At 65.4% G+C, this 24,568-nt stretch carries 22 protein-coding genes; 10 read left to right on the top strand and 12 right to left on the bottom strand.

The features are described 5' to 3' along the window. The first annotated feature begins 193 nt into the window (after positions 1 to 193). From ACFZCE_RS01445 to rlmF, 5 genes are all read left to right on the top strand, one after another. A complete protein-coding gene (locus tag ACFZCE_RS01445; RefSeq protein WP_390935400.1) occupies positions 194 to 1,681 on the top strand; it encodes a leucyl aminopeptidase in 1,488 nt (495 codons plus the stop codon). Beyond that, the gene (locus ACFZCE_RS01450) at positions 1,668 to 2,144 is read left to right on the top strand and encodes a DNA polymerase III subunit chi (protein ID WP_390935401.1); all 477 of its coding nucleotides are present in this window, start codon (positions 1,668 to 1,670) and stop codon (positions 2,142 to 2,144) included. Before ACFZCE_RS01445 ends, ACFZCE_RS01450 begins: the two co-directional genes overlap by 14 nt. An 11-nt stretch (positions 2,145 to 2,155) precedes the next feature. Beyond that, positions 2,156 to 2,593: a DNA polymerase III subunit chi gene (locus ACFZCE_RS01455; protein WP_390935403.1), complete on the top strand. Its 438-nt coding sequence runs from the start codon at positions 2,156 to 2,158 to the stop codon at positions 2,591 to 2,593. A gap of 248 nt (positions 2,594 to 2,841) precedes the next feature. Next, positions 2,842 to 5,688 (top strand): valine--tRNA ligase, encoded by a 2,847-nt coding sequence (locus tag ACFZCE_RS01460; protein ID WP_390935405.1) that lies wholly within the window; start codon positions 2,842 to 2,844, stop codon positions 5,686 to 5,688. Between the two features lie 46 nt (positions 5,689 to 5,734). Beyond that, positions 5,735 to 6,640 (top strand): 23S rRNA (adenine(1618)-N(6))-methyltransferase RlmF, encoded by a 906-nt coding sequence (gene rlmF, locus ACFZCE_RS01465; RefSeq protein ID WP_390935407.1) that lies wholly within the window; start codon positions 5,735 to 5,737, stop codon positions 6,638 to 6,640. Between the two features lie 187 nt (positions 6,641 to 6,827). On the opposite strand, the gene ACFZCE_RS01470 is transcribed toward rlmF, so the two are convergent. Beyond that, entirely contained in the window at positions 6,828 to 7,109 is a 282-nt protein-coding gene (locus ACFZCE_RS01470) for an HU family DNA-binding protein (RefSeq protein WP_390935409.1), read from the bottom strand. A 355-nt stretch (positions 7,110 to 7,464) separates the two neighbouring features. Between ACFZCE_RS01470 and yejK the strand changes: the two genes are divergently transcribed. Further along, positions 7,465 to 8,472, top strand: coding sequence for a nucleoid-associated protein YejK (gene yejK / locus ACFZCE_RS01475; RefSeq protein ID WP_390935411.1), 1,008 nt, complete (start codon positions 7,465 to 7,467; stop codon positions 8,470 to 8,472). 7 nt (positions 8,473 to 8,479) lie between these two features. Here yejK and ACFZCE_RS01480 read toward each other — a convergent pair whose 3' ends face one another. The 8 genes from ACFZCE_RS01480 to ACFZCE_RS01515 all read right to left on the bottom strand — a co-directional run bounded on the left by ACFZCE_RS01480 (position 8,480) and on the right by ACFZCE_RS01515 (position 16,081). After that, positions 8,480 to 9,415 (bottom strand): glutathione S-transferase N-terminal domain-containing protein, encoded by a 936-nt coding sequence (locus tag ACFZCE_RS01480; protein WP_390935413.1) that lies wholly within the window; start codon positions 9,413 to 9,415, stop codon positions 8,480 to 8,482. 91 nt (positions 9,416 to 9,506) lie between these two features. Beyond that, positions 9,507 to 9,797 carry a GIY-YIG nuclease family protein gene (locus ACFZCE_RS01485; protein ID WP_390935414.1) on the bottom strand — a complete coding sequence of 97 codons (291 nt, stop codon included), beginning with the start codon at positions 9,795 to 9,797 and terminating at the stop codon, positions 9,507 to 9,509. Continuing rightward, a complete protein-coding gene (locus ACFZCE_RS01490; RefSeq protein WP_390935416.1) occupies positions 9,790 to 11,013 on the bottom strand; it encodes a CynX/NimT family MFS transporter in 1,224 nt (407 codons plus the stop codon). Before ACFZCE_RS01490 ends, ACFZCE_RS01485 begins: the two co-directional genes overlap by 8 nt. Positions 11,014 to 11,042: 29 nt before the next feature. Then, a complete protein-coding gene (locus ACFZCE_RS01495; protein ID WP_390935418.1) occupies positions 11,043 to 11,708 on the bottom strand; it encodes an FCD domain-containing protein in 666 nt (221 codons plus the stop codon). Between the two features lie 126 nt (positions 11,709 to 11,834). Next, positions 11,835 to 12,593, bottom strand: a complete 759-nt coding sequence (locus tag ACFZCE_RS01500; protein WP_390935420.1) for an ATP-binding cassette domain-containing protein — start codon at positions 12,591 to 12,593, stop codon at positions 11,835 to 11,837. 12 nt (positions 12,594 to 12,605) lie between these two features. Further along, positions 12,606 to 13,703, bottom strand: a complete 1,098-nt coding sequence (locus ACFZCE_RS01505) for an ABC transporter permease subunit (protein ID WP_390935422.1) — start codon at positions 13,701 to 13,703, stop codon at positions 12,606 to 12,608. Positions 13,704 to 13,713: 10 nt separating this feature from the next. Continuing rightward, positions 13,714 to 14,892, bottom strand: coding sequence for an ABC transporter permease subunit (locus ACFZCE_RS01510; protein ID WP_390935423.1), 1,179 nt, complete (start codon positions 14,890 to 14,892; stop codon positions 13,714 to 13,716). A 160-nt stretch (positions 14,893 to 15,052) separates the two neighbouring features. Further along, positions 15,053 to 16,081, bottom strand: a complete 1,029-nt coding sequence (locus ACFZCE_RS01515) for a transporter substrate-binding domain-containing protein (protein WP_390935425.1) — start codon at positions 16,079 to 16,081, stop codon at positions 15,053 to 15,055. Positions 16,082 to 16,545: 464 nt separating this feature from the next. Between ACFZCE_RS01515 and ACFZCE_RS01520 the strand changes: the two genes are divergently transcribed. Together ACFZCE_RS01520 and rhlB are read left to right on the top strand one after the other, a co-directional pair. Beyond that, entirely contained in the window at positions 16,546 to 17,202 is a 657-nt protein-coding gene (locus tag ACFZCE_RS01520; RefSeq protein ID WP_390935427.1) for an alpha/beta fold hydrolase, read from the top strand. 96 nt (positions 17,203 to 17,298) lie between these two features. Beyond that, entirely contained in the window at positions 17,299 to 18,747 is a 1,449-nt protein-coding gene (gene rhlB, locus ACFZCE_RS01525; protein WP_390935428.1) for an ATP-dependent RNA helicase RhlB, read from the top strand. 276 nt (positions 18,748 to 19,023) lie between these two features. Here rhlB and ampE read toward each other — a convergent pair whose 3' ends face one another. The 3 genes from ampE to ACFZCE_RS01540 all read right to left on the bottom strand — a co-directional run bounded on the left by ampE (position 19,024) and on the right by ACFZCE_RS01540 (position 22,729). Next, positions 19,024 to 19,860 carry a regulatory signaling modulator protein AmpE gene (gene ampE, locus ACFZCE_RS01530; RefSeq protein ID WP_390935430.1) on the bottom strand — a complete coding sequence of 279 codons (837 nt, stop codon included), beginning with the start codon at positions 19,858 to 19,860 and terminating at the stop codon, positions 19,024 to 19,026. Then, positions 19,857 to 20,423 (bottom strand): 1,6-anhydro-N-acetylmuramyl-L-alanine amidase AmpD, encoded by a 567-nt coding sequence (ampD, locus tag ACFZCE_RS01535; protein ID WP_390936429.1) that lies wholly within the window; start codon positions 20,421 to 20,423, stop codon positions 19,857 to 19,859. Before ampD ends, ampE begins: the two co-directional genes overlap by 4 nt. Positions 20,424 to 20,506: 83 nt before the next feature. Beyond that, positions 20,507 to 22,729 (bottom strand): DUF1631 family protein, encoded by a 2,223-nt coding sequence (locus ACFZCE_RS01540; RefSeq protein ID WP_390935432.1) that lies wholly within the window; start codon positions 22,727 to 22,729, stop codon positions 20,507 to 20,509. 356 nt (positions 22,730 to 23,085) lie between these two features. On the opposite strand from ACFZCE_RS01540, the gene nadC reads away from it, so the two are divergent. Together nadC and ACFZCE_RS01550 are read left to right on the top strand one after the other, a co-directional pair. Continuing rightward, on the top strand, positions 23,086 to 23,934 hold the full coding sequence (gene nadC / locus ACFZCE_RS01545) for a carboxylating nicotinate-nucleotide diphosphorylase (protein ID WP_390935434.1): 849 nt from the start codon (positions 23,086 to 23,088) through the stop codon (positions 23,932 to 23,934). 36 nt (positions 23,935 to 23,970) lie between these two features. Beyond that, positions 23,971 to 24,516: a cupin domain-containing protein gene (locus ACFZCE_RS01550; RefSeq protein WP_390935436.1), complete on the top strand. Its 546-nt coding sequence runs from the start codon at positions 23,971 to 23,973 to the stop codon at positions 24,514 to 24,516. Positions 24,517 to 24,568 lie beyond the last annotated feature (52 nt).

Here is a 24,568-nt window from a genome sequence, read left to right on the forward strand (position 1 = left end):
GCAGCCCGACCGCTATGGACAACGGCGGGGCAAAATTTGCGCGCATTATCCTGTGATTGCCCTTCGCTGTCGATTAACAGCGCACACCCGGGGTTGTCAGGCTCCGCTTGTCGGGATCAAACTGCGTGCTTTGGCACTACACTGCCACGGCATTGCCAGAGCAAACCTCAGGCCGAACAGATAGGGACCCCACATGGAACTGGTCGTAAAAAGCGTTAACCCGGAAACCCTGAAAACCGCCACCCTGGTCGTGGCGGTTTTCGAGAACCGCACGCTGGGCAAGGTGGCCGGCAAGCTCGACGAACTCAGTGGCGGTGCCCTCAGCGCGGTACTCAAGCGTGGTGACCTCACCGGCAAAGCCGGGCAAAGCCTGCTGCTGCACAACATCCCCAACCTCAAGGCCGAGCGCGTGCTGCTGGTGGGCGTGGGCGCCGAGCCTCTCGGCGACCGCCCATGGCGCAAGGCGCTGGGCGCGATCATCGGCACCCTCAAGGGCCTCGGCGGCAGCGACGCGGTGGTGGCGCTCGACGAAGTCGAGGTCAAGGGCCGCGACGCCTACGGCAAGGCCCGCCTGGCCGCCGAAACCCTGCTCGAAAACGGCTACGTGTTCGACCGCTATAAAAGCAAGAAGGCCGAGCCGCGCGCGCTGAAGAAAATCACCCTGGTCGCCGCCAAGGCCAACGCCGCCGCCACCGAGCGCGCCGTGGCCCACGCCACCGCGATCAGCATGGGCACCACCCTCGCGCGGGACCTCGGCAACCTGCCGCCGAACGTCTGCACCCCGGTGTTCCTCGGCGAGCTGGCGACCAAGCTGGGCAAAGAGCACAAGGGCCTGAAGGTCGAAGTGCTCGACGAGAAAAAACTCGCCCAACTGGGCATGGGCTCGTTCCTGGCCGTGGGCCAGGGCAGCGACAACCCGCCACGGCTGATCGTCGCCCAGTACAACGGCGGCAAGAAGGGCGAGAAGCCCTACGCGCTGGTGGGCAAGGGCATCACCTTCGACACCGGCGGCATCAGCATCAAGCCGGCCGCCGGCATGGATGAAATGAAATTCGACATGTGTGGCGCGGCCAGCGTGTTCGGTACCCTGCGCGCGGTGCTCGAGCTGCAACTGCCGATCAACCTGGTGTGCCTGATGGCCTGCGCCGAGAACATGCCCAGCGGCAAGGCCACGCGCCCGGGCGACATCGTCACTACGTTGTCGGGGCAAACGGTTGAAATCCTCAACACCGACGCCGAAGGCCGCCTGGTGCTGTGCGACACCCTTACCTACGCCGAGCGCTTCAAGCCGCAGTCGGTGATCGACATCGCCACCCTGACCGGCGCCTGCATCGTCGCCCTGGGCTCGAACGTGTCGGGGCTGATGGGCAACAGCGACACCCTGGTGGAGCAGATCCTCGCCGCCGGCAAGCAGGCCGACGACCGCGCCTGGCAATTGCCGCTGTTCGATGAGTACCAGGAGCAGCTCGACAGCCCGTTCGCCGACATCGCCAACATCGGCGGGCCGAAGGCCGGCACCATCACCGCTGGCTGCTTCCTCTCGCGCTTTGCCAAAAGCTTCGACTGGGCGCACCTCGACATCGCCGGTACCGCCTGGATCAGCGGCGGCAAGGACAAAGGCGCCACCGGCCGCCCAGTCCCCCTGCTGACCCAGTACCTGCTCGACCGTGCAGGCGCCTGAACCGTTGGAGGGCGCGGCCGCGGCGGCGCCCTCCGGCCTGCAGGTCGACTTCTACGTGCTGCCCAGCAGTGACCCGCAGGCGCGGATTACCTTCGCCTGCAAGCTGGTCGACAAAGCCTGGCGGCTCGGCCATCGGATCGCCGTGCTGTGCGCCGACAGCGCCCAGCGCAGTGCCCTGGACGAACGCCTCTGGGCGTTCAAGGCCGAGGCGTTTATTGCCCACTCGCTGCTCGAAGACGACGCCCAGGCCCCCGTGGCGCTGGCGCTCAGCGTGCCCAGCGGCGGCCAGCACGACCTGCTGATCAACCTCAAGGACGCCACCCCCAGCGGCTACGAGGGCTACGCCCGGCTGGCCGAGATCGTGCTGGACGACCCCGCGCTTCGTCAGGCGGCGCGCGATCGTTTTCGTTTCTACCGCGAACGCGGCTATGCTCTGCACAACCACCGCCTGACCCGCTTCTGAGCCTTTTTTCGATGAGCAAGCCTCCTTTGCCTGAATCCAACCAACTGCTCGACGACCTGGAGTCGATCCGCGCGCTCCTGGGCGATGACACCCTCGAACCGCCCCTGCTGACCGACACCGTGCACAGCGCGCCAGAGCCGGCCCGCTACGATGAAGAGCAGATCCCGATGCTGTTCGAAGAAGTCACCCCGGCGGCGCCCGCGCGCCCCAGCGGGCTGGCCTTCGAGCCCGCCGAACCGGCAACCCCCGCGGCACCGCCGCCGCCCGCCGCGCCGGCCGCGGCCTCGCCAGAGCGCAACCGCCAGGACACCCTGCTGCACCTCGATGCCGACCTGCGCAGCGCCGCGCAGCAGATCATGCAAGACGTGATCGACGACTTCGCCCCCCACATCGAAACGGAAATCCGCCGGCGCCTCGAGGCGCGCATGGAGCGCCTGCTCAACCCCTGATTTAAGACCCCGCCCAAGTGCCGCGGGCGCAGGCCACGGTTAGGCTGGTCACCGATTTCCACACCCCACTGTGAAATCGTTTGACCTCCGGCCGCCGCTCCTCTCAGGCCCTCCCCGGCCGCTCAGGCCGGAGGTCTTTTTTCCGCGTCGTACCCCCCGTGGCCTGCCATGGCCGCCTACCCCGCCGGGTGGTTCCCCGTTATACTGTCCGGCTTTCTGAATCAATGCCGAGACAGGGCCTGCCGCGCATGGACAAGACCTACCAGCCCCACGCCATCGAAACTGCCTGGTACACCACCTGGGAGTCCGAGAACTACTTTGCGCCTCAGGGTGCTGGGCAGTCGTACACCATCATGATCCCGCCGCCGAACGTGACCGGCAGCCTGCACATGGGCCACGGGTTCAACAACGCGATCATGGACGCCCTGATCCGCTTCCGCCGCATGCAGGGGCGCAACACCCTGTGGCAGCCGGGCACCGACCACGCCGGCATCGCCACCCAGATGCTGGTCGAGCGCCAGCTCGAGGCCAAGGGCCAGAACCGCCATGACCTGGGCCGCGAACAGTTCCTCGAAAAGGTCTGGGAATGGAAAGGCCAGTCGGGCGGCAACATCAGCCGGCAGATCCGCCGCCTGGGCTCGTCGGTCGATTGGTCGCGCGAGCGCTTCACCATGGACGACGGCTTGTCCGAAGCGGTCAAGGAAGCCTTCGTGCGCCTGCACGAAGACGGCCTGATCTACCGCGGCAAGCGCCTGGTCAACTGGGACACCAAGCTGCACACGGCGATCTCCGACCTCGAAGTGGAGAGCCACGACGAAAAAGGCTTCTTGTGGAACCTGCGCTACCCACTCGCGGGCGGCGCGAAAACCGCCGAGGGCAACGACTACCTGGTCGTGGCCACCACCCGCCCGGAAACCCTGCTGGGTGACGCCGCGGTCGCGGTCAACCCCAACGACGCGCGCTACCAGGCATTGATCGGCCAGTTCGTCGAGCTGCCGCTGGTAGGCCGGCGCATCCCGATCATCGCCGACGATTACTGCGACCCTGAATTCGGCACCGGCTGCGTGAAAATCACCCCGGCGCACGACTTCAACGACTACGAAGTGGGCAAGCGCCACAACCTGCCGCTGATCAACATCTTCGACAAGAACGCCCAGGTGCTCGGCGCCGCGCAGGTGTTCAACCTCGACGGCAGCCTGAACACCACGCTGGTGACCACCCTGCCGGCCGCCTATGCCGGCCTCGACCGCTTCGAGGCGCGCAAGCAAGTGGTTGCCGCGCTCGATGCCCAGGGCCTGCTGGTGAGCATCGACGACCACGCGCTGAAGGTGCCCAAGGGCGACCGCTCCGGCACCGTGATCGAGCCGTGGCTGACCGACCAATGGTACGTGTCGACCAAACCCCTGGCAGAGCCCGCCATCGAGGCGGTAGAAGACGGCCGCATCCAGTTCGTGCCCAAGCAGTACGAGAACATGTACTTCTCCTGGATGCGCGACATCCAGGACTGGTGCATCAGCCGCCAGTTGTGGTGGGGCCACCGCATCCCGGCCTGGTACGACCAGGCCGGCAAGGTGTACGTGGGCCGCAACGAAGCCGAAGTGCGCGCCAAGCACAACCTGGGCGCCGACGTGGTGCTGGAGCAGGACAACGACGTGCTCGACACCTGGTTCAGCTCCGGGCTGTGGACCTTCTCCACCCTGGGCTGGCCGGAGCAGACCGACTTCCTGAAAACCTTCCACTCCACCGACGTGCTGGTCACCGGTTTCGACATCATCTTCTTCTGGGTCGCCCGGATGATCATGCTGACCATGCACCTGGTGAAGAACCCCGACGGCACCGCCCAGGTACCTTTCAAAACGGTCTACGTGCATGGCCTGGTCCGCGACGGCCAGGGCCAGAAGATGTCGAAGTCCAAGGGCAACGTGCTTGACCCGCTCGACATCGTTGACGGCATCACCCTCGATGCCCTGCTGGAAAAACGCACCAGCGGCCTGATGCAACCCAAGCTGGCCGACAAGATCGCCAAGCAAACCAAGGCCGAGTTCCCCGAAGGCATCGCCAGCTACGGCACCGACGCGCTGCGCTTCACCTTCTGCTCGCTGGCCTCCACCGGGCGCGACATCAAGTTCGACATGGGCCGTGTCGAGGGTTACCGCAACTTCTGCAACAAAATCTGGAACGCCGCGCGCTACGTGCTCGACAAGGGCGAAGACTGCGGCCAGAACGGCGAGGCCTACGAGCTGTCGCTGGCCGACCGCTGGATCATCTCGCAGTTGCAGCGCACCGAGGCGGAAGTCACCCGCCAGTTGGACCAATTCCGCTTCGACCTGGCCTCCCAGGCGCTGTACGAGTTCATCTGGAACCAATACTGCGACTGGTACCTGGAGCTGTCCAAGCCGGTGCTGTGGGACGAAAACGCCCCGGTCGAACGCCAGCGCGGCACCCGCCGCACCCTGGTGCGCGTGCTCGAAGTGGCCCTGCGCCTGGCCCACCCGTTCATGCCGTTCATCACCGAAGAAATCTGGCAGCGCATCGCGCCGCTGGCCGGCATCAACGGTAAAACCATCATGCTGCAGGCGTGGCCGGTGGCCAACGAGGCGCGCATCGACGCCGCCGCCGAAAGCGACATCGAGTGGGTCAAGGGCCTGATGCTGGGCGTGCGCAACATCCGCGGCGAAATGAACATCGGCCCGGGCAAGCCGCTGGCGCTGTACCTGAACAACGCCAGCGCCGACGACGTGCGCCGCCTGCGGGAAAACGAACCGCTGCTGCGCAAGCTGGCCAAGATCGAATCGTTCACCGTGCTCGCCGCCGGCGAAGAAGCACCGCTGGCCGCCACCGCCCTGGTGGGCGAGTTGGAAGTGCTGGTGCCGATGGCCGGGCTGATCGACAAAGGTGCCGAGTTGGCGCGCCTCGACAAGGAAATCCAGCGCCTGCAAGGCGAAGTACAGCGCGTGGGCGGCAAGCTGGCCAACGCGGCGTTCGTCGACAAGGCGCCACCGGCGGTGATCGAGAAGGAACGCGCCAAGCTGGCGGAGTCCGAACAGGCCCTGGCCAAGCTCGCCGAGCAACACGCGCGCATCGCCAGCCTCTGACCACCCTCCCGCCCCGCAAGGGGCGGGTTGCCTCTACGGCCCCGCCATGACCCCTGACAAACCCGGCCTGCACCCGCGTAACCGCCACCAGGGCCGTTACGACTTTCCCGCGTTGATCCGCCAGTGCCCAGCCCTGGGCGAGTTCGTGATCACCAACCCCTACGGCAAACCCAGCATCGACTTCGCCAACCCGGCGGCGGTGAAGGTGTTCAACCGCGCCCTGCTGAAAACCCTCTACGGCATCGCCTGGTGGGACATCCCGCCCGGCTACCTGTGCCCACCGGTACCCGGCCGCGCCGATTACCTGCACGGCCTGGCCGACCTGCTCGCCGGCACCGGCGCCATCCCCCGCGGCGCCCAGGTCAAGGTGCTGGACGTGGGCACCGGGGCCAACCTGATCTACCCGCTGCTCGGCCACGCCGATTACCGCTGGAAGTTCGTCGGCAGCGACATCGACCCAGTCGCCCTCGCCTCCGCCCGCACCCTGGTGCAGGCCAACGGCCTGGGCAACGTCATTGAGCTGCGCCAGCAAACCCAGCCCAAGGCGATCTTGGCCGGGGTCATCCAGCCAGGTGAGCAGTTCGCCCTGACCCTGTGCAACCCGCCCTTCCACGCCTCTGCCGGCGAGGCCACCCGCGGCAGCGAACGCAAATGGCGCAACCTGGGCAAGCTCGACCCCAAGCGCAAGCTACCGGTGCTCAACTTTGGGGGGCAGAACAACGAGCTGTGGTGCCAAGGCGGCGAAGTGGCGTTCGTCAGCCAGTTGATCGACGAAAGCGTGGCCTTTGCCGGGCAGGTGCAATGGTTTACCAGCCTGGTGTCGAAGGCCGCCAACCTGGCGCCGCTGCAGGCCCGCCTCAAGCGCGCGGGCGCGGCCCGGGTGGAAGTGGGCGAGATGGGCCAGGGGCAGAAGCGCAGCCGGTTTTTGGCGTGGCGGTTTGAGGCCGTTTAAAGCTGAGGGCCCTTCGCCCGGCACAGCCGGCCTCCCACGGGTTCTGTGTTGCCCCGTAAATCAAGTACTTACACAACCTTGTGGGAGGCCGGCTGTGCCGGGCGAAGGGCCCTGAAGCCTTGCACCGGGCACAAAAAAACCGCGCCGCCGCAATGCGGGGCGCGGTTTTTTCAAGCGAGCGTAATGCTTACTTGTTGATCGCGTCGGTCAGCACTTTGGCTGGTACGAACTTGACGACTTTCTTGGCGGCGATTTCGATCGCGGCGCCAGTCGACGGGTTGCGGCCAGTGCGAGCAGGGCGCTCGGAAACTTTCAGCTTGCCAATGCCTGGCAGGGTGATTTCAGCGCCATTTTCCAGCTGATCAGCAACGATCTGGCCCAGTTGCTCCAGCGCGCTCTTGGCGGTGGCCTTGGGAGCCGAGATGGATTCGGCGATGTCGGCGATCAGTTGGTCTTTGGTCAGTGCCATGTCGATGTTCCTTTCTGTAAAAAAACAAGTTGGGTGCAGAGCGCAACGCCAGAGCCTGAGCTACCGCCGCGATAATCGGGCATGTAGATGCGAAAAATGAAGATTGGTTCGCGCGTTTTATGCCGCTCTGCAGAGCTATGCGGCGCGGATTCCGGGGCTTGGCCGACCCGCTCCGCTAGAGCGGGCAAAACTAGCACAGCGCTTGGCAAATATCCGCTTTATTCCCATAAATATTGAATAAAAATGACCTAACGCTTAAAAAATAGGCAGAAATACCACCCCCCACGCGCGGCACTCGCGGAATGCCCCGGCAGTTGCGTTAAACTCTAGGCCTTTTGAGCCCGCCGAGACCGCCATGCCGATCCGCCACTGCATCGTCCACCTCATCGACAAGAAGCCCGACGGCAGCCCCGCCGTGCTGCACGCCCGCGACAAGGAACTGGACGAATCGCAGGCCATCGAGCACCTGCTGGCCGACCTCAACGAAAGCTACAACGCCAAGCAGGGCAAAGCCTGGGGGCTGTTTCACGGGGAGTCCGGGGCGTACCCGTTCAGCGGCTGGCTGAAGGGCTACCTGGCCGAGGAGCAAACCTTCACCGCCTTCACCCGCGAGGCGGTTGCGCACCTGCAAAAGCTGATGGAAGAGTCCAACCTCTCGGTGGGCGGCCATGTGCTGTTCGCCCACTATCACCAGGGCATGACCGATTACCTGGCCATCGCCCTGCTGCACCACAGCGAGGGCGTGGCGGTGAACGCAGAGCTGGACGTTACCCCCTCGCGCCACCTCGACCTGTCGCAGCTGCACCTGGCGGCGCGGATCAACCTGTCGGAATGGAAGAACAACGCCCAGTCCAAGCAGTACATCTCGTTCATCAAGGGTAAGAACGGCAAGAAGGTGTCGGACTACTTCCGCGACTTCATCGGCTGCCAGGAAGGCATCGACGGCCCTGGCGAAACCCGCACCCTGCTCAAGGCCTTCAGTGACTACGTCGAAAGCGAAGACCTGGCCGAAGACGCCGCCCGGGAGAAAACCAACACCCTGGTCGAGTACGCCACCACCCAAAGCAAGCTGGGCGAGCCGGTCACGCTGCAGGAGCTCTCGGAGCTGATCGACGAAGACCGCCCGCAGGCGTTCTACGACCACATCCGCAACAAGGATTACGGCCTGTCGCCGGAAATCCCCGCGGATAAACGCACGCTCAACCAGTTCCGCCGCTTCACCGGCCGCGCTGAGGGCTTGTCGATCAGCTTCGAGGCCCACTTGCTGGGCTCGAAAATCGAATACGACGAGGAGGCCGGCACGCTGACCATCAAGGGCGTGCCGACCCAACTGGCGGACCAGCTCAAGCGGCGTAAAGACTAAACCGCCCTCAGGCCGGCTGCAGCGAGAACCCCAGCCGCGGGAAGTGCACATGCACCACCCCGGCGCGCTCGTCTTCGCGCTTGAGGATGATCTGCTCAGTGCCACTGAACACCAGCTCACCCACCACCGCCTCGACGCCGTAGTCGGTGGCCGCCACTTGCACCGCATCGCCCGGCTTGAGGCCGGAGGCGTCGTCCAGCGCGTCGAGGGGCAAGGCTGCCGGGGCCGCGGCGCGGGCAATCTCGATGGCCTCGGCGCTGCTCAGCTCGCTCGGCGCGCCATGGCCGAAGCCCAGCACCCGGCCCAGCCAAGCGGAGGTGTGCGGGTAGCTGTCGACCATCGGCGCGGTCACCGGCGTGCCCTTGAGGAACCACATGCAGTGGGCCAGGGCGAAATCCGCGTAGGTGGGCGCGCCGAACAGAAAATCGCCGTCGGCATGGCTGAGCTGCCGCTCTAACCGGGCAAGCAGCGCCGGCCATTCGTGCTTCACCTGCTCGGCGTTCTGGCGTTGGGCGCTGCCGCCACTGAACAGCTTGGCGCGGTCGGCCAAAAAGGCCTGGCGCTGTTCATCGTTGAAGCGCGCGAAGCGAATGGCCGCGGATTCTGGCTGGAACACCAGCGCCACTGCCCGCGGGAAGACCACCTGGCTGGCCCAGGTGCCAAAGGCGCTGACCACCGCGTCCAGTTCGGCGGGAAACAGCGCCGGCTGGGCTTTTTCTGCCTCGAGGCGGCGGGCGATCAGCGCCGTGTCGCAGTAGATGTCTGCCCCCACCTGCAACACCGGGGTTTTCCGGTAGCCACCGGTCAACGCGGTGAGGTCGGGCTTGGGCATCATCGGCGGGATGGTCACCGAACGCCACGACAACCCTTTGAAGCCCAGCATCAGGCGGGTTTTTTCGGCATAAGGCGAGGCAGGATAGTGGTGCAGGATCAGCTCGGTCATGGGTAGGCCTTGGTTTCGGTGGGGGCGTGCGTGAAGCATCAAGCTTAGAGCACAGCGCCGCAAGCGCGGCGGCCAGCGGGCCGCAATGTTGTCAGTTTTGGCTTAGGCCGATAAAGCTCGCCACCAACGCCTCCTTCGCCCCCTTGCGCAGCCCTTTGATCAGCCGCTCATGGCGCAACGCCTCGCCCTTGCTGCCCCAGGCCTCCACATACACCAGCGCCACCGCCGGGCTGGCGGCGAAAAACCGCGCGCCGCGGCCGCTTCGATGGGCGGCGAAGCGCCGCTGCGGGTTGTCGCTGATGCCGCAGTACAGGGCGCCGTTGGCGGCCCGCACCAGGTATACGAACCACGGCCGCGGTGGGCCGAACGGGGCTTCAGCCACGCACCGCCTCCACCTGCACCAGCCGCGCCCGCCCCGCGCCCAGGCCAAAGGCGATGGCAGCCAGGGCAATACCGCCAAACAGCCAGCCCAATGCCTGCCAGCCGCCGGTCCAGTCGTGCACCAGGCCTACCGCCAGCGGGCCCAGCGCGGCGACCGTGTAGCCCACCCCCTGGACCATGCTCGACAGCGCAGCGGCCACATGGGCATCGGCGGCGCGCAGCACGATCAGGCTCAGGGCCACGGCGAACATCGCGCCCTGGCCCAGGCCCAGCACCACTGCCCAGGCCCACAGGCCGGAGAGTGGCGCGTACAGGCAGCCCAGCAGGCCGGCGAGGGTCAGGCTCATCACCACCACGATGGCCAGCCGTTGGTCCTTGCCGCGCGTGGCCAGCCACGGCGCGGCCAGCGAACTGCCGAGCTGCACGAGGATCGAGCCAGAGGTGACCAGCCCGGCCATCTCCGCGCTCAGGCCGCGGCCCATGAGGATCGACGGCAACCAGCCAAAAACGATGTAGGCCAGCGAAGACTGCAGCCCCATGTACAGCGTGACCTGCCAGGCCAGTGGGTCGCGCAGCAAGCCGCGCACCCGGTAGCGGGCGCGCTGGGCGTGGTTGCCGCCGCGCGCCTGCGGCCACCAAGCCACGGCGGCGAGCAGCGCGGGTACGATCCAGAAGCCCAGGCCGAAGCGCCAGCTCGCCGCCGAGGCGTTGGCCAGCGGCACGCTGGCGCCGGCGGCCACCGCCGCGCCCAGGCACAGGGCCATGGTGTACACGCCGGTCATGGTGCCGGCCTGTTGGGGGAAGTCGCGCTTGACGATCCCCGGCAGCAGCACACCGATGATGCCGATGCTCGCGCCGCTGAGCACGCTGCCCATGAACAGCCCAGCGATGCCGAAGGCGGTGCGCAGCAGGATGCCCGCCACCAGCGCGAACAGCACCCACAGCACCACCCGCTCCGCGCCCAGGCGCCGCGCCAACGGCGGCGCCAAGGGCGCGGCCAAGCCCAGGCAGAGCACCGGCAAGGTGGTCAGCAAACCGGCCTGGGCGGCGCTCAGGCCGAGGTCGGTAGCCACCTGCCCCAACAGCGGGGCCAGGCTCGACAGCGCCGGGCGCAGGTTCAGCGCCACCAGCACCAGGGCGCCGAGCAGCAACCACGGCCGGGCCGCCAGTGACGGTGAAGAGGCATCGGCCTCGCGGGTGCAGCTATCGGCAGGCATAGGAAGGTCTCGCATCGTCGTTATTGTGATCAATGGTCTGGGCCATTGTTGATCAGGGCCCGGCAATGCCGGGCAGCCAGGGGGCCATCGTGCTGCTCGAGAGCGTCGACGATCTGCACGTGCAGGTCGAACACCGCTTGCGGGCGTTGTTCCGGGCTGAGCACCACCCGCAGCGAGTCGGCCACCACCTGGCTGAAATAGCGGTATAGCTGGCTGAGCATGGGGTTGTGAGCGCAATCGACCAAACGCTGGTGGAACACCATATCGCAGGCGATGTAGCTCTCAAGGTTGTGGTGGTAGTGCGCACCGCTGTGCGCCAGGGCACTGCGCAGGGCGGCGAGGTCTTCGGTGCTACGGCGTTCGGCGGCCAGCATCACCGCCTCGACTTCGATGATCCGGCGGGTTTCACGGGCCTGTTCGAGGGTGCAGCCACTCATGGCCTTGAGCGCGTCGAATGGGTCTGCCCGGCCGCGCAGGTAGCTGCCGTCACCCTGGCGTACTTCCACCAAGCCAGTGAAGGCCAGCACGCGCATGGCTTCGCGCACGGTGTTGCGGCTGATGCCCAGTTCCAAGGCCAATTCAGGCTCGGTGGGCAGCCGCTCGCCCAATTGCCACTGGCCGTTGCGCACGCGCTCGCGCAGTTGCTCCAAGGCTTGGTCGACCAGCGAACGCTTGATCAGGGGTGTAACCGGCATAACGTCCAATCATCGGATGAATATGCCTGTAAGAATAAACTCGCCGGTATCGGGCCGCAACCCAGTACCGACGAGCCGACGTTGAGGGCCCTTCGCCCGGCACAGCCAGGCGGAGGGCCAAGTGCATCAGTGCAGAATCTGCCCCAGGAACAGCTTGGTGCGTTCGTTCTGCGGGCGGTCGAAGAAGTCGTCAGGCTTGGCCTGCTCGACCACTTCGCCCTTGTCCATGAAGATCACCCGGTCGGCCACGGTGCGGGCGAAGCCCATTTCGTGGGTCACGCAGAGCATGGTCATGCCGTCTTTGGCCAGGCCCACCATGGTGTCGAGCACTTCCTTGACCATTTCCGGGTCGAGCGCCGAGGTGGGCTCGTCGAACAGCATGATCTTGGGCTTCATGCACAGGGCGCGGGCGATCGCCACGCGCTGCTGCTGGCCGCCGGAAAGCTGGCCAGGGTACTTGTTGGCCTGCTCCGGAATGCGCACGCGCTGCAGGTAGTGCATGGCGATTTCCTCGGCTTCCTTCTTCGGCATCTTGCGCACCCACATCGGTGCCAGCGTGCAATTCTGCAGGATGGTCAGGTGCGGGAACAGGTTGAAGTGCTGGAACACCATGCCCACTTCGCGGCGCACGTTCTCGATCTGCTTGAGGTCGCTGGTCAGCTCGATGCCGTCGACCACGATGCTGCCCTTCTGGTGTTCTTCCAGGCGGTTGATGCAGCGGATGGTGGTCGACTTGCCCGAACCCGATGGCCCACACAGCACGATACGCTCGCCCTGCCGTACGTTCAGGTTGATGTCCTTGAGCACGTGGAACTGGCCGTACCATTTGTTCACGCCATCCATGCGGATGATGCCTTCGGCGCCAGGTTGTTTGATATCACTCATGAAAACTCACTCCTAACGCTTGTGGCCAGTGTCCAGCTTGCGCTCCAGGTACTGGGAGTAGCGGGACATACCGAAACAGAAGATCCAGAACACCAACGCCGCGAAGGCATAGCCCTCGGTGGCCATACCCAGCCAGTTGGGGTCTGAAGAGGCTTGCTTGACGCTGTTGAGCAGCTCGAACAGGCCGACGATGTAAACCAGCGAGGTGTCTTTGAACAGCGCGATGAAGGTGTTCACCAGGCCCGGGATCACCAGCTTGAGCGCCTGCGGCAGGATCACCAGGCCCATGCTGCGCCAGTAACCCAGGGCCATGGCCGAGGCGGCCTCGTATTGCCCCTTGGGGATGGCCTGCATGCCGCCGCGCACCACTTCGGCCACGTACGCGCTCTCGAACAGGATGATGCCGATCAGGGCGCGCAGCAGTTTGTCGAAGCTCATGCCCTCGGGCAGGAACAACGGCAGCATCACCGAGGCCATGAACAACACGGTGATCAACGGCACGCCGCGCCAGAACTCGATGAAGGTCACGCAGACCACCTTCACCGCCGGCATTTTCGAACGGCGGCCCAGCGCCAGCAGAATGCCCAGCGGCAGCGCGCCGGCGATGCCCACGGTGGCCAGGATCAGGTTGAGCATCAGCCCGCCCCACTGCGAGGTGGGCACGTGCTCCAGGCCCAGCAGGTCGCCAGACAACAAGCAGAACGCCAGGATCGGGTACACCACGATGAAGGCGATGCCGTACTTCACCTTCGGCGTGAAGCGCTTGAGGAACAGCGGCGCCGCGCCCACGATCACCAGCAGCACGGTGAGGTCTACGCGCCAGCGCATTTCCGCCGGGTAGTAGCCATACATGAACTGGCCAAAACGCTGCTGGATGAACAGCCAGCAGGCGCCGCTGCCGGTGCATTGCTGGCGGGTGTCGCCTACCCAGGTGGCGTCGAAGATCGCCCAGCCCAGCAGGGGTGGCACGATCAGGTAGATCAGGTAGATGGCCACCAGCGTGAGCACGGTGTTGAACGTGTTGGAGAACAGGTTCGCGCGCATCCAGGCCCAGGCACCGACGGTCGCCGTCGGTGGCGGCAGGTCAGGTTTGAATTGATGGGTCGTCATGGGTGGCTCCTCACCGCTCGATCAGCGCGATGCGCTTGTTGTACCAGTTCATCAGCAGGGAAATGCTGATGCTGATCGCCAGGTACACGGTCATGGTGATGGCCATGACCTCTGGCGCCTGGCCGGTCTGGTTGAGCACGGTACCGGAGAACAGCGAGACCATTTCCGGGTAGCCCACGGCCGCGGCCAGCGATGAGTTCTTCATCAGGTTCAGGTACTGGCTGGTCAGCGGTGGCACGATCACCCGCATCGCTTGCGGGATGATCACCTTGCGCAGGGTCGGGCCATTGCGCAGGCCCAGCGAGCTGGCCGCCTCGGTTTGCCCGTGGCTGACCGAGCGGATGCCCGAGCGCACGGTTTCACCGATGAACGCCGCGGTGTACACCGACAGCGCCAGGATCACCGCCAGCAGTTCAGGGATCAGCACCCAGCCGCCGGAGAAGTTGAAGCCCTTGAGCACCGGCACTTCCCAATGCACTGGCACGCCGAACACCAGCATCGCCAGGCCCGGGAGCACCAGCATGATGCCCAGCCCGACCCAGAACTTGTGGAACGGCTGGCCGGTTTCTTCGAAGCGCTTGGTGCCCCAGCGGGCCATCAGCACGGTGGCGACGATGGCGATGACGACCGCCACCAGGAACGGCCCGATGGCACCGGTGGGGATCGCCGCCGGCATGTTCAAGCCGCGCGAGCTGACGAAGAACAGGTCGTCGAAGCTGTGCGCCTGGCGTGGGCCGGGCAGCGACAGGAACACCGCGAAATACCAGAAGAGGATTTGCAGCAGCGGCGGGATGTTGCGGAACGTCTCGATATAGACGGTCGCCAGCTTGTTGATAAGCCAGTTCTTCGACAGCCGCGCCACGCCGAGCAAAAAGCCCATGAGGGTGGCCAGCACGATGCCGATCACGCTCACCAGCAGGGTGTTGAGAATGCCGATCGCGAGCACGCGCCAGTACGTATCGGCTTCGCTGTAGTCGATCAGGTGCTGGGCGATGCCGAAGCCGGCGGAATTGTTCAGGAACCCGAAGCCGGAGGTGATGCCCCGATGCTGCTGGTTGACCTGCATGTTGTGGAAAAGGTACCAGCCGAGGCCGATGACCAGCACCACGGTCAGAACCTGAAATACCCAGGCGCGCACGCGCGGGTCTGACAGGAAGGAGCCTTGGGGTGCGCCAGTGTGGTTTTGCATGGAGTGTCCCATTGAGAAGCCTGAGAACGTTGGGCGAACCCTAAGCAACAAGGCAGGCAAAAGCGCACCGCGAGTGGCCTCCTGCCTGCCTTGTTATCATGTTGCTATATAGAGCTGCCCTGCCCGGCGGGGCGCCCGCAGGCGGCCCGCCGAGAGGTCATCAACGCACCGGTGGAGCGTATTGCAGGCCGCCGTTCTTCCACAGGGCGTTCAGGCCACGGTCGATCTGCAGCGGGGTGGTTTTACCCAGGTTGCGCTCGAACACTTCGCCGTAGTTGCCCACTTGCTTGACGATCTGCACCATCCAGTCTTTCGGCAGTTGCAGGTCTTTGCCGAACTCGCCGTCGGCACCGAGCATGCGGCGCACGTCGGGGTTGGTGCTGCTCTTGACCATGTCTTCGACGTTCTTCGAGGTGATGCCGGCTTCTTCGGCGTCAACCAGGGCGAACAGCGACCACTTGACCACGTTCAGCCACTCGTCGTCGCCCTTGCGCACGACCGGGCCCAGCGGCTCTTTGGAGATGACTTCTTTCATCACCACGTAGTCATCCGGCTTGCTCAGCTTGGAGCGCTGTGCGTACAGCTGCGACTGGTCGGAGGTCAGCACGTCGCAACGGCCGCCTTCCAGCGACTTGGCGCTTTCGTCGGAGGTTTCGAAGGTGATGGGGGTGTACTTCAGGCCGTTGGCGCGGAAGTAGTCAGACACGTTCAGCTCGGTGGTGGTACCGGCCTGGATGCAGATGGTGGCGCCGTCCAGCTCTTTGGCACTGCTCACGCCCAGCTTCTTGTTCACCAGGAAGCCCTGGCCGTCGTAGTAGGTCACGCCGGCGAAGATCAGGCCCATGCCGGCATCACGCGAGCTGGTCCAGGTGGTGTTGCGCGACAGCACGTCGATTTCGCCGGATTGCAGCGCGGTGAAGCGCTCTTTGGCGTTGAGCTGGCTGAACTTGACCTTGGTCGCGTCGCCGAACACGGCAGCGGCAACGGCGCGGCACACGTCAGCGTCGATGCCGACGATCTTGCCGGAAGCGTCCGGTACCGAGAAGCCCGGCAGGCCGTCGCTGACGCCACACTGCACGAAACCCTTCTTCTTCACCGCGTCCAGGGTCGCCCCTGCCTGAGCGAAACCGCTGGCGCCGATGATGGCCGCGGTGGTCAGTACTGCCAGGGTGGATTTCAACATCTTCATTCAAACCTCCAATGGGGCTCTTGTTGTGTCCGAGCTAGGTTTCGCCGCACCTTTGTGAGGCACTTTCGACCCGTGCTGGCTTGTTTTTGGGTCAAGCGGCGTAACGAGCTTGAAGCGATCGAGAAGGGTGTGCGCCCTTTCAGGTTATTCAATCACAGTGCCCGTTGCGCCAGGTGGACGCCCGAAGGCACGCTGTCAGCGGTAACGCTTGTCGCTTCTTCCATAAGGCGATTCAACAGGGCCTGCCGGCGCCGCCCAGTCTCTACGCCGAGTGTTACCGGCGGTCGAGGTGGGGTTGCTCAGCTAAGCCATAGCAAAGCCCATACCACAGTGGCCTTGAAAAGCGATTCAGTGCGCGTCAAGGTCAAAAGTTGTAGCCTTGCGACATCTTGTTCAGATTTTTACGCGTAGCGCCCCGTTGCAATGCACTTTTTCGGAAACGCACGCACCTTTTTGGAGCAACCATGACCACACCTTTGATCCTTGAACCTACTCACAGCGTAGACGCCTGTGTCATCTGGTTGCATGGGCTGGGCGCCAGCCGGCACGACTTCGAACCGGTGGCCCGGCTACTGCAGCAGCGCCTGCCCAGCACCCGCTTCGTGCTACCGCAGGCCCCGACCCGCGCCGTGACCCTCAACAACGGCTACCAGATGCCGAGCTGGTACGACATCCTCGCGCTGTCGCCGGAGCGCGCCATCGACCGCCCGCAGCTGGAAGCCTCGGCCCACCACGTACTGAGCCTGCTCGACGAGCAGCAAGCCCAGGGCATCGCCCCCGAGCGCCTGGTGCTGGCGGGTTTCTCCCAGGGCGGCGCGGTGGTGCTGCACACCGCCTATCTGGAAGCCGACCGGCCACTGGGCGGGGTGATGGCCCTTTCTACCTATGCACCTACATTTGCTGACAGCGTAGCCCTGTCCGAGCAACAGCGCCGCATTCCGGCGCTGTGCATGCACGGCAGCTTCGACGCCGTGGTCGCCCAGCGCATGGGCCAGAGCGCCTGGCAGCGGCTGCACGACGCCGGGGTAGACGCCCAGTGGCGTGAATACCCGATGGACCATGAGGTGGTCATGGAGCAGATCGACGACATCGGCGCCTGGCTGGCGGCGCGCCTGGGCTGACGCCCGGGCGCAAGTGGCGCGGGTAACGCTACGCCGCGCCCGATTCTTGCATTACACTGCCCGGCGTACATTCCTTAATCAAATGACGAGAATATCGTGCTCAAGGCACTCAAAAAAATGTTCGGCAAAGACGAGGCTGAGCCGCTCGCCGCCGCACCGGCCGCCCCCGCGCGGCCTGCCGTTCCCGAAGCACCCGCGGTAGAGGCACCCAGCCCGGTAGCACCGGCCGCCATCGCCACGCCGGCGCCGCAGCCGGCGCCACAGGCCGAGCGCCCACGGCGCGAACGCAAGCCCCGCGCGCCCAAGCCCGCCCCGGCCCCATGGGACCCAGCCAGCTTCGTGGTTGAGCCCCAGGAAGGCAAAACCCGCTTCCATGATTTCCCCCTCGGCAACGAGTTGATGCAGGCGATCTTCGACCTGGGCTTTCCGTACTGCACGCCCATCCAGGCGCAGGTACTGGGCCACACCCTGCGCGGCAAGGACGCCATCGGCCGCGCCCAGACCGGCACCGGCAAAACCGCCGCGTTCTTGATTTCCACCATCAAGCAACTGCTGCAAACCCCCGCGCCGAAAGAACGCTACATGGGCGAGCCGCGGGCGCTGATCATCGCCCCCACCCGCGAGCTGGTGGTGCAGATCGCCAAAGATGCCGAAGCCCTGACCCGCCACGCCCCGCTGAACGTGATGACGTTCGTCGGCGGCATGGACTTCGACAAACAGCTCAAGGCACTGGAAAGCCGCTACTGCGACATCCTGGTGGCCACCCCCGGGCGCCTTCTGGACTTCCACCAGCGCGGCGAAGTGCACCTCGACATGGTCGAAGTGCTGGTGCTCGACGAAGCCGACCGCATGCTCGACATGGGCTTTATCCCGCAGGTACGGGCGATCATCCGGCAAACCCCACCCAAGAGTGAGCGGCAAACGCTGTTGTTCTCCGCCACCTTCACCGATGACGTGATGAACCTGGCGCGGCAATGGACCACCGACCCCGCCATCGTCGAGATCGAGCCGGAGAACGTCGCCAGCGAAACCGTGGAACAACACGTGTACGCCGTGGCCAGCGCCGACAAATACAAGCTGCTGTACAACCTGGTCAACGACAACGGTTGGGAGCGGGTGATGGTGTTCGCCAACCGCAAGGATGAAGTGCGCCGGGTGGAAGAGCGCCTGGTGCGCGATGGTGTGAATGCCGCGCAGTTGTCTGGCGATGTGCCCCAGCACAAGCGCATCAAAACCCTCGAGGGCTTCCGCGAAGGCAAGATTCGCGTGCTGGTGGCCACCGACGTGGCTGGCCGCGGCATCCACATCGACGGCATCAGCCACGTGATCAACTTCACCCTGCCCGAAGACCCGGACGACTATGTGCACCGCATCGGCCGCACCGGGCGCGCTGGCAGCAGTGGCGTATCGATCAGCTTTGCCGGTGAAGACGACGCCTACCAGTTGCCGGCGATCGAAACCCTGCTGGGCCGCAAGATCGCCTGTGAAATGCCGCCGGATGAGCTGTTGCGGGCAGTGGTGCGCAAGAAAGAAGCAACGCTGTAAGGCGGCTGGCCTCCCACCGGATTTGTGTAGGCCTTGATTTCCGGGACAATACAAATCTAGGGGGAGGCCGGCTGTGCCGTAATGCTGTTCACTTAAGCAATCAGAGCGCTGAATTGAGGACGAAAAGCCCCGGTTTCTCCCTATGGTTTTACCGAGCGCAAGACCTGACTGGCCCATCGCCCGGCACAGCCGGCCTCCCACCAGGTCTGTGTTGTCCTTGATTTCCGGCACAGCACAAAGCTGGTGGGAGGCCGGCTGTGCCGGGCGAAGGGCCCTCTAATACAGCAACGCCGCCACCGCCAACACCGCATACCACAACACCGCGGCCCGCTGCAGCAACGCCCACAGCGCATCCACCCCCGCCACCGCCTCGGCGCCGGTTTGCTCGGCCGGCAAGTCCGCAGCCAGCAACCCGGCCTGCCCCACCAACGCCCGCGCGGCGGTGGGCCAGTGCAGCAGCTCGTGCAGCAGGTAGCGCATCACCTCGATAAAGTCCCCGACCAGGGCGAAACTCGCCACCGGCAAGCGTGCCGGCAGCCAGTCCAGCGCGTGTACCAGTTGCCCAGCGCGCTCGCGCAGGCCCGGCTGGGTGGCGTGCTCGGCCACCAGTGCCAGCAACCGGTAGGCCAGCGCCGCCACCGGGCCGATCAAGCTGTACCAGAACACTACGCTGAAAAAACTCTCCAGCGCCCGCCACATCAGCCAGCCCTGCACCTCCCGGGGCAGCTCGTTGGCCTGCTGCGCCTGCACCGCCATGTCGCGCTCGGCCACGTGCAACGCGGCGGTGTCGTCGCCCCGGCGCCAGGCATCGCGCAGCGGCCCAAGGGCGGCCTTGAGGTCACCGCGGCCCAGGCTGTAGGCCAACACCAGCAAATGCACCGGCAACGCCAACAGCCCGTAGGCCACCGGCAGCAACACCCACAGCAGCAGGCCCAGCACCAATGCCGGCAGGCCCACCAGCAGCAACAGCAGCAACCACGGTTCCCGGGCCAGCCGTGGCACCGCTTGCAAGCGGCCCAGCTCGGAGAGGAACACCCCGTCGCGCTGAATGCGCTGGCGCAGCGGCGAAAACTTCTCCACCCAAACGATCACCAGCAATACCAGAAAACTCATGGCCCCTCCTTGCGTGCAGCCTCGAGCGCGCCCAGGTAACGCGCCCACTGAAAAAACGGCCCGGGGTCGGTTTTGCGCCCCGGGGCAATGTCACTGTGCCCGGTGATCCGCGCCGGGGTAATTTCAGGGTAAGCCGCCAGCAGCGCCAGGCTCAGGGCCTGCAGGCAAGCATACTGGGCCTCGGTGAACGGCTCGCTGTCGGTGCCTTCGAGCTCCACCCCGAGGGAAAAATCATTGCAGCCTTCGCGCCCCTCGAAGCTCGACACCCCGGCATGCCAGGCGCGCTCGTTGCAGCCCACGAACTGCACCAGCGCGCCGCTGCGTTCGATCAGAAAATGCGCAGACACACGCAGGTGGGCAATCCCTTCGAAATACGGGTGCTCGCCAGGGTCGAGGGTATTGAGGAACAACTGCGCCGGCTTGCCGGTGCCGAACTGCCCGGGCGGCAGGCTGATGTTGTGGATCACCAGCAGCGACACTTCGCCGGCAGGGCGCGCGTTGAAGTTCGGCGAGGGGCAGTGCTGCGCGCCAGCGCACCAGCCCGTGCGCGGGTCAAGGCCAATGGGCCGCATGGAAGGTCCTTGGGTGAACGCCAGGGCGCCCAGTATGCCGCGTTGCGCCGGCGCTGTGCAGCCCGCGCCGGCGCTCAGGCGGTTTTAAGCGAGCGCAGCTTGCCCACCACTGCGTCCAGCGCGCGGTCGAACAGCAGGTTGTCGTCAAGCAGGCGCAGGCTGCCATCTTTCAGCGCCTGGGCCAGCGCCGCGCGGGAGCGCTCGAGCACCTTCATGCCGGTGCGGTTGACGAAAATATACTTGCCGGTGCTTTCGATCACCGTGGTGAGCTTGCAGCGCAGGCGGTGCTCGGGGTCTTCCTGCAGCTCTACCCAAGTGCCCGGGCGCAGCGCGTCGACCAGCGCCAGCGCCGGGTCATCCTCGGCCAGGCCCGGGGTGGGCTCGGGGGCCGCCTGGGGCTGTTGGCCTTCGAGCACGATTTCGCTGTCGACCCGCACCAGCAGGGTGTCGTCGTCGGGCACCAGCACTGCGCCCGAGGCCTGGGCGGCGCGCTGGATCGCCTGCACATGCAAGGCCTCCAACTGGTTGAAGAACACCCCGGTGGCAAACGGGTCGAACGCCGAACTGGTGAGGCCCTCGCGCAGCGACTTCAGCAGCCCCGGCACCAACTCCAACAGGCGCACGCGGGCGTGCGGGTCGTCGTGGGGCTCCACGCTCCAGATCAAATCGTCCATGGTCGCCAGCGCCATCACCCACTCGCTGGAGGTGTCGCCGTGCTTGAGCCAGGTCAGCAGCAGCACCTTGCTCCAGGCTTCTTCCAGCAAGCTCACCACCACCTGCGGCAGGGTTTTTCCGAGCAGCCGGCGGTTGAGTTCGAATTGCACGTGCAGGCGCGCCAGCTCAGCGCGCGCGCGGCCTTCTTCGGCATCACGGGTGCGCTGTTCGAGCAGTTCGCTGCGGCGGCGTTCGTCGGCGGTGAAGGCCAGGAAGTCCACCAGCAGCTCGGAGAACAAACCCGGGTCGTCGACGAAATCATTGAGCAGGCGCTGCACGATCTGCTCGATGCGCCCATGCAGGGCGTCGCGCTGGGAATCGTCGCGGCCGCTCCAACCCATCGCCGCCTGGGCGATCTCGTTGAGCAAGCGCCGCGCCGGGTGGCTGCCGCGGCTGAAGAAGCTTTTGTCGATCACCGCCACCTTGAGCATCGGGATCTGCAAGCGGCCGATCAGCGCCTTCAGCGAATCGGGCAGGTTGCGGTCATCGAGGATGAACTCGAACAGCATCGCCACCAGGTTGATCACGTCTTCATCGACGTTCCCCACCACCCGCGCGCGGCCGCTTTTAACGCTCACACGGGTGAGCAGTTGCTCAAGCTGATGGCGCAGGTCGTAGTCTTCATGGGACAGCGGCTGCGCCGGCACGTACTGCTGCAGGTGCGAGAGCAGGCGCAGCAGGTCGTTGGTGGAAATCGGCTGGGCGTCGGCGAGGGTTTCGATGCGTGGCGCCAGGTTGCCACGCAGCACGTGGAGGAGGTCTTGCAGGGCCGAAAACACCTCGCGCACGCTTTCATCGAGCGTGGCGGCGGCCGCGCTGGAAGGCGCCGGCTGGCCCACCGGGGCGTCGGCGCCACGCTTGCGCGCCGGGCGGTCTTCGGCGCGGCGGCTGGGCGCGGCCTTGAGCTCCGGCAAGATGCCGGTGGCGATCAACAACTGGTTGGCGTCGAAATACAGGTGGTCGGTGTCGGCCAGCACATAGCGGTCGAACAGCTTGAGAATGATCAACTTGACCTTGATCTCCACGCCCAGGCTGCGCCCGGCCTGGATAAAGTAATCGCACAGCATCGCCGGGCCGAGCGGGTTGCTCTCATCGGTGAGGGTGCGCGGGATCAAGGTATTGAGGCGGGTGGTGAGCTGGGTCAGAGCGAAGCCGTCACGGGCCAGCACCTTGCCGACCATGGCGTCGAGGGCCACGGTGCGCTCGAGTTCTTCATTGGGCACCAGGGCCAGCTTGTCGTAGGTCATCGGCGCGGCCTTGGCCTGGCCAACCTCGTACTGGCCGATGCGCACGAAGGCGTCGTAGAACTTGTCGAGAAACCCGCGCTCGATGTTCTTGCGCTTCAGGCGCAGGTCGCGCATGGCCTCGAAGAAGATATTCTGGTCGTTGTTGCTCTGGGCCTTGTCGGCCATCTCGAAGAGCGTGTCGTCGGCGTTGTCGAACAGCGCCTGCAGGGCATCTTTGAGCTGCTGCGCGGCTTTGTCGCGCACTTGCAGCACCACGACCGGCAAACGGGCAAGCGGCGCACTGCTGGCCTGTTCGGCCCCCGCATTCAACGGCACCACCTTGCCATCGTTGGGCATGCTCGACTCCTCGATCGATACGTTGGGAACGTAGTAGTTAAAAGGGTTCACCCCATGCCCCGGCGCTGAGGCATCGTGGCTGGCAACATCCTTGGAACAGGAATGTGTGCTTTTGTTTCACGATGCACAAAATAAACGTCAACGGTGTGACGCCAATAATCAGTCACTATTATCTGGGATGCGCTGGCACTAAGCCAGAGGGCCGCGGATGTTCCTCTCGCGGAGCAGTGGACAAGCAAAATGACGTTTCGCTCAATTCACCCGACCAAATGCACCCCGGCGCAGAGCCGCCACGAGGGTTCGCGCGGGCGCTTCGCTGCCCTATACTTGCGCCCACTTTTCAGCTGGAGCCCGATATGCCGAACCTGCGCCTGGCCGACCTCACCGCCGAGATCGACGCAAACGTGCGCCGCGCCTTGCTCGAAGACGTGGGCAGCGGCGACATCACCGCCGAACTGATCCCCGCCGAGCGCCTGGCGCGGGCCAGCGTGATCACCCGCGAAGCCTGCGTGATCGCCGGCACGGCGTGGGTCGACGCGGTGTTCCGCAAGCTCGACCCGCGGGTGGCGGTGCACTGGCAGGTGACCGACGGCACCCGCGCCAGCGCCAACCAGCCGCTGTTCCACCTCGAAGGCCCGGCGCGCTCGCTGCTCACCGGCGAGCGCAGCGCGCTGAACTTCCTGCAGCTGCTCAGCGGCGTGGCGACCCGCGCCCAGGCCCTGGCAGACCAGGTGGCGCACACTTCGGTGCGCCTGCTCGACACCCGCAAAACCCTGCCCGGCCTGCGCCTGGCGCAAAAATACGCGGTGACCTGCGGCGGTTGCTTCAACCACCGCATCGGCCTGTTCGATGCCTTCTTGATCAAGGAAAACCACATCGCCGCCTGCGGCGGCATCGGCGCCGCGATCAGCGCCGCGCGGCGCATCGCCCCGGGCAAGCCGGTGGAGGTCGAGGTCGAAAGCCTCGCCGAGCTCGACGAAGCCTTGCATGGCGGCGCCGACATCATCATGCTCGACGAGCTGAGCCTGAACGACATGCGCGAAGCCGTACGCCGCGGCGCCGGCCGGGCCAAGCTCGAGGCCAGCGGCGGCATCAACGAAAGCACCTTGCGCGTGATCGCCGAAACCGGCGTGGACTACATCTCGATCGGCGCCATGACCAAGGACGTCAAAGCCGTCGACCTGTCGATGCGGCTGGCGCTGTAACCTGCGTTATCACCATTCAAAACCACAAGGGTGCCAATGGACATCGGGCCACGACTGAAGATGGTGCGCGAACGCCACCAGTTATCCCAGCGCGAGCTGGCCAGAAGAAGCGGCGTGACCAACGCCACCATTTCGCTGATTGAACAGAACCGCGTCAGCCCCTCGGTCAGCTCGTTGAAAAAACTCCTCGAAGGCATCCCGATGACCCTGGCGGATTTTTTCGCCAGCGACGAGGCGCCGGTAGAAAACCCCTACGTGTACCGCGCCGGCAGCCAGCCCGACCTCGGCCGCCGTGGCCTGCGCCTGCTGCTGGTGGGCGCCACCGTGAAAGACCGGCAAATGCGCATGCTGCGCGAGTTGTACGCCCCCGGCGCCGACAGCGGCGAGCCGATCGTGCACCCCGAAGGCGAAGAATGCGGGCTGGTGACCCGTGGCACCATCGAGATGACCGTCAACGGCGAGGTGAGCATCCTCCAGGCCGGCGACGGCTATTACTTCCCCACCACCCTGCCCCATGCCTTCAAGAACATCGGCCAGGACGAAGCGGAAATCATCAGCGCCAACACCCCCGCCAACTTCTAAGCTATGCGCAGGCGGCGCGCCGACCAACGGCCGCCGCCTGCCCCTCAAGCCG

This window comes from Pseudomonas sp. NPDC007930, from assembly GCF_042958985.1.
Classification (GTDB): Bacteria; Pseudomonadota; Gammaproteobacteria; order Pseudomonadales; family Pseudomonadaceae; genus Aquipseudomonas.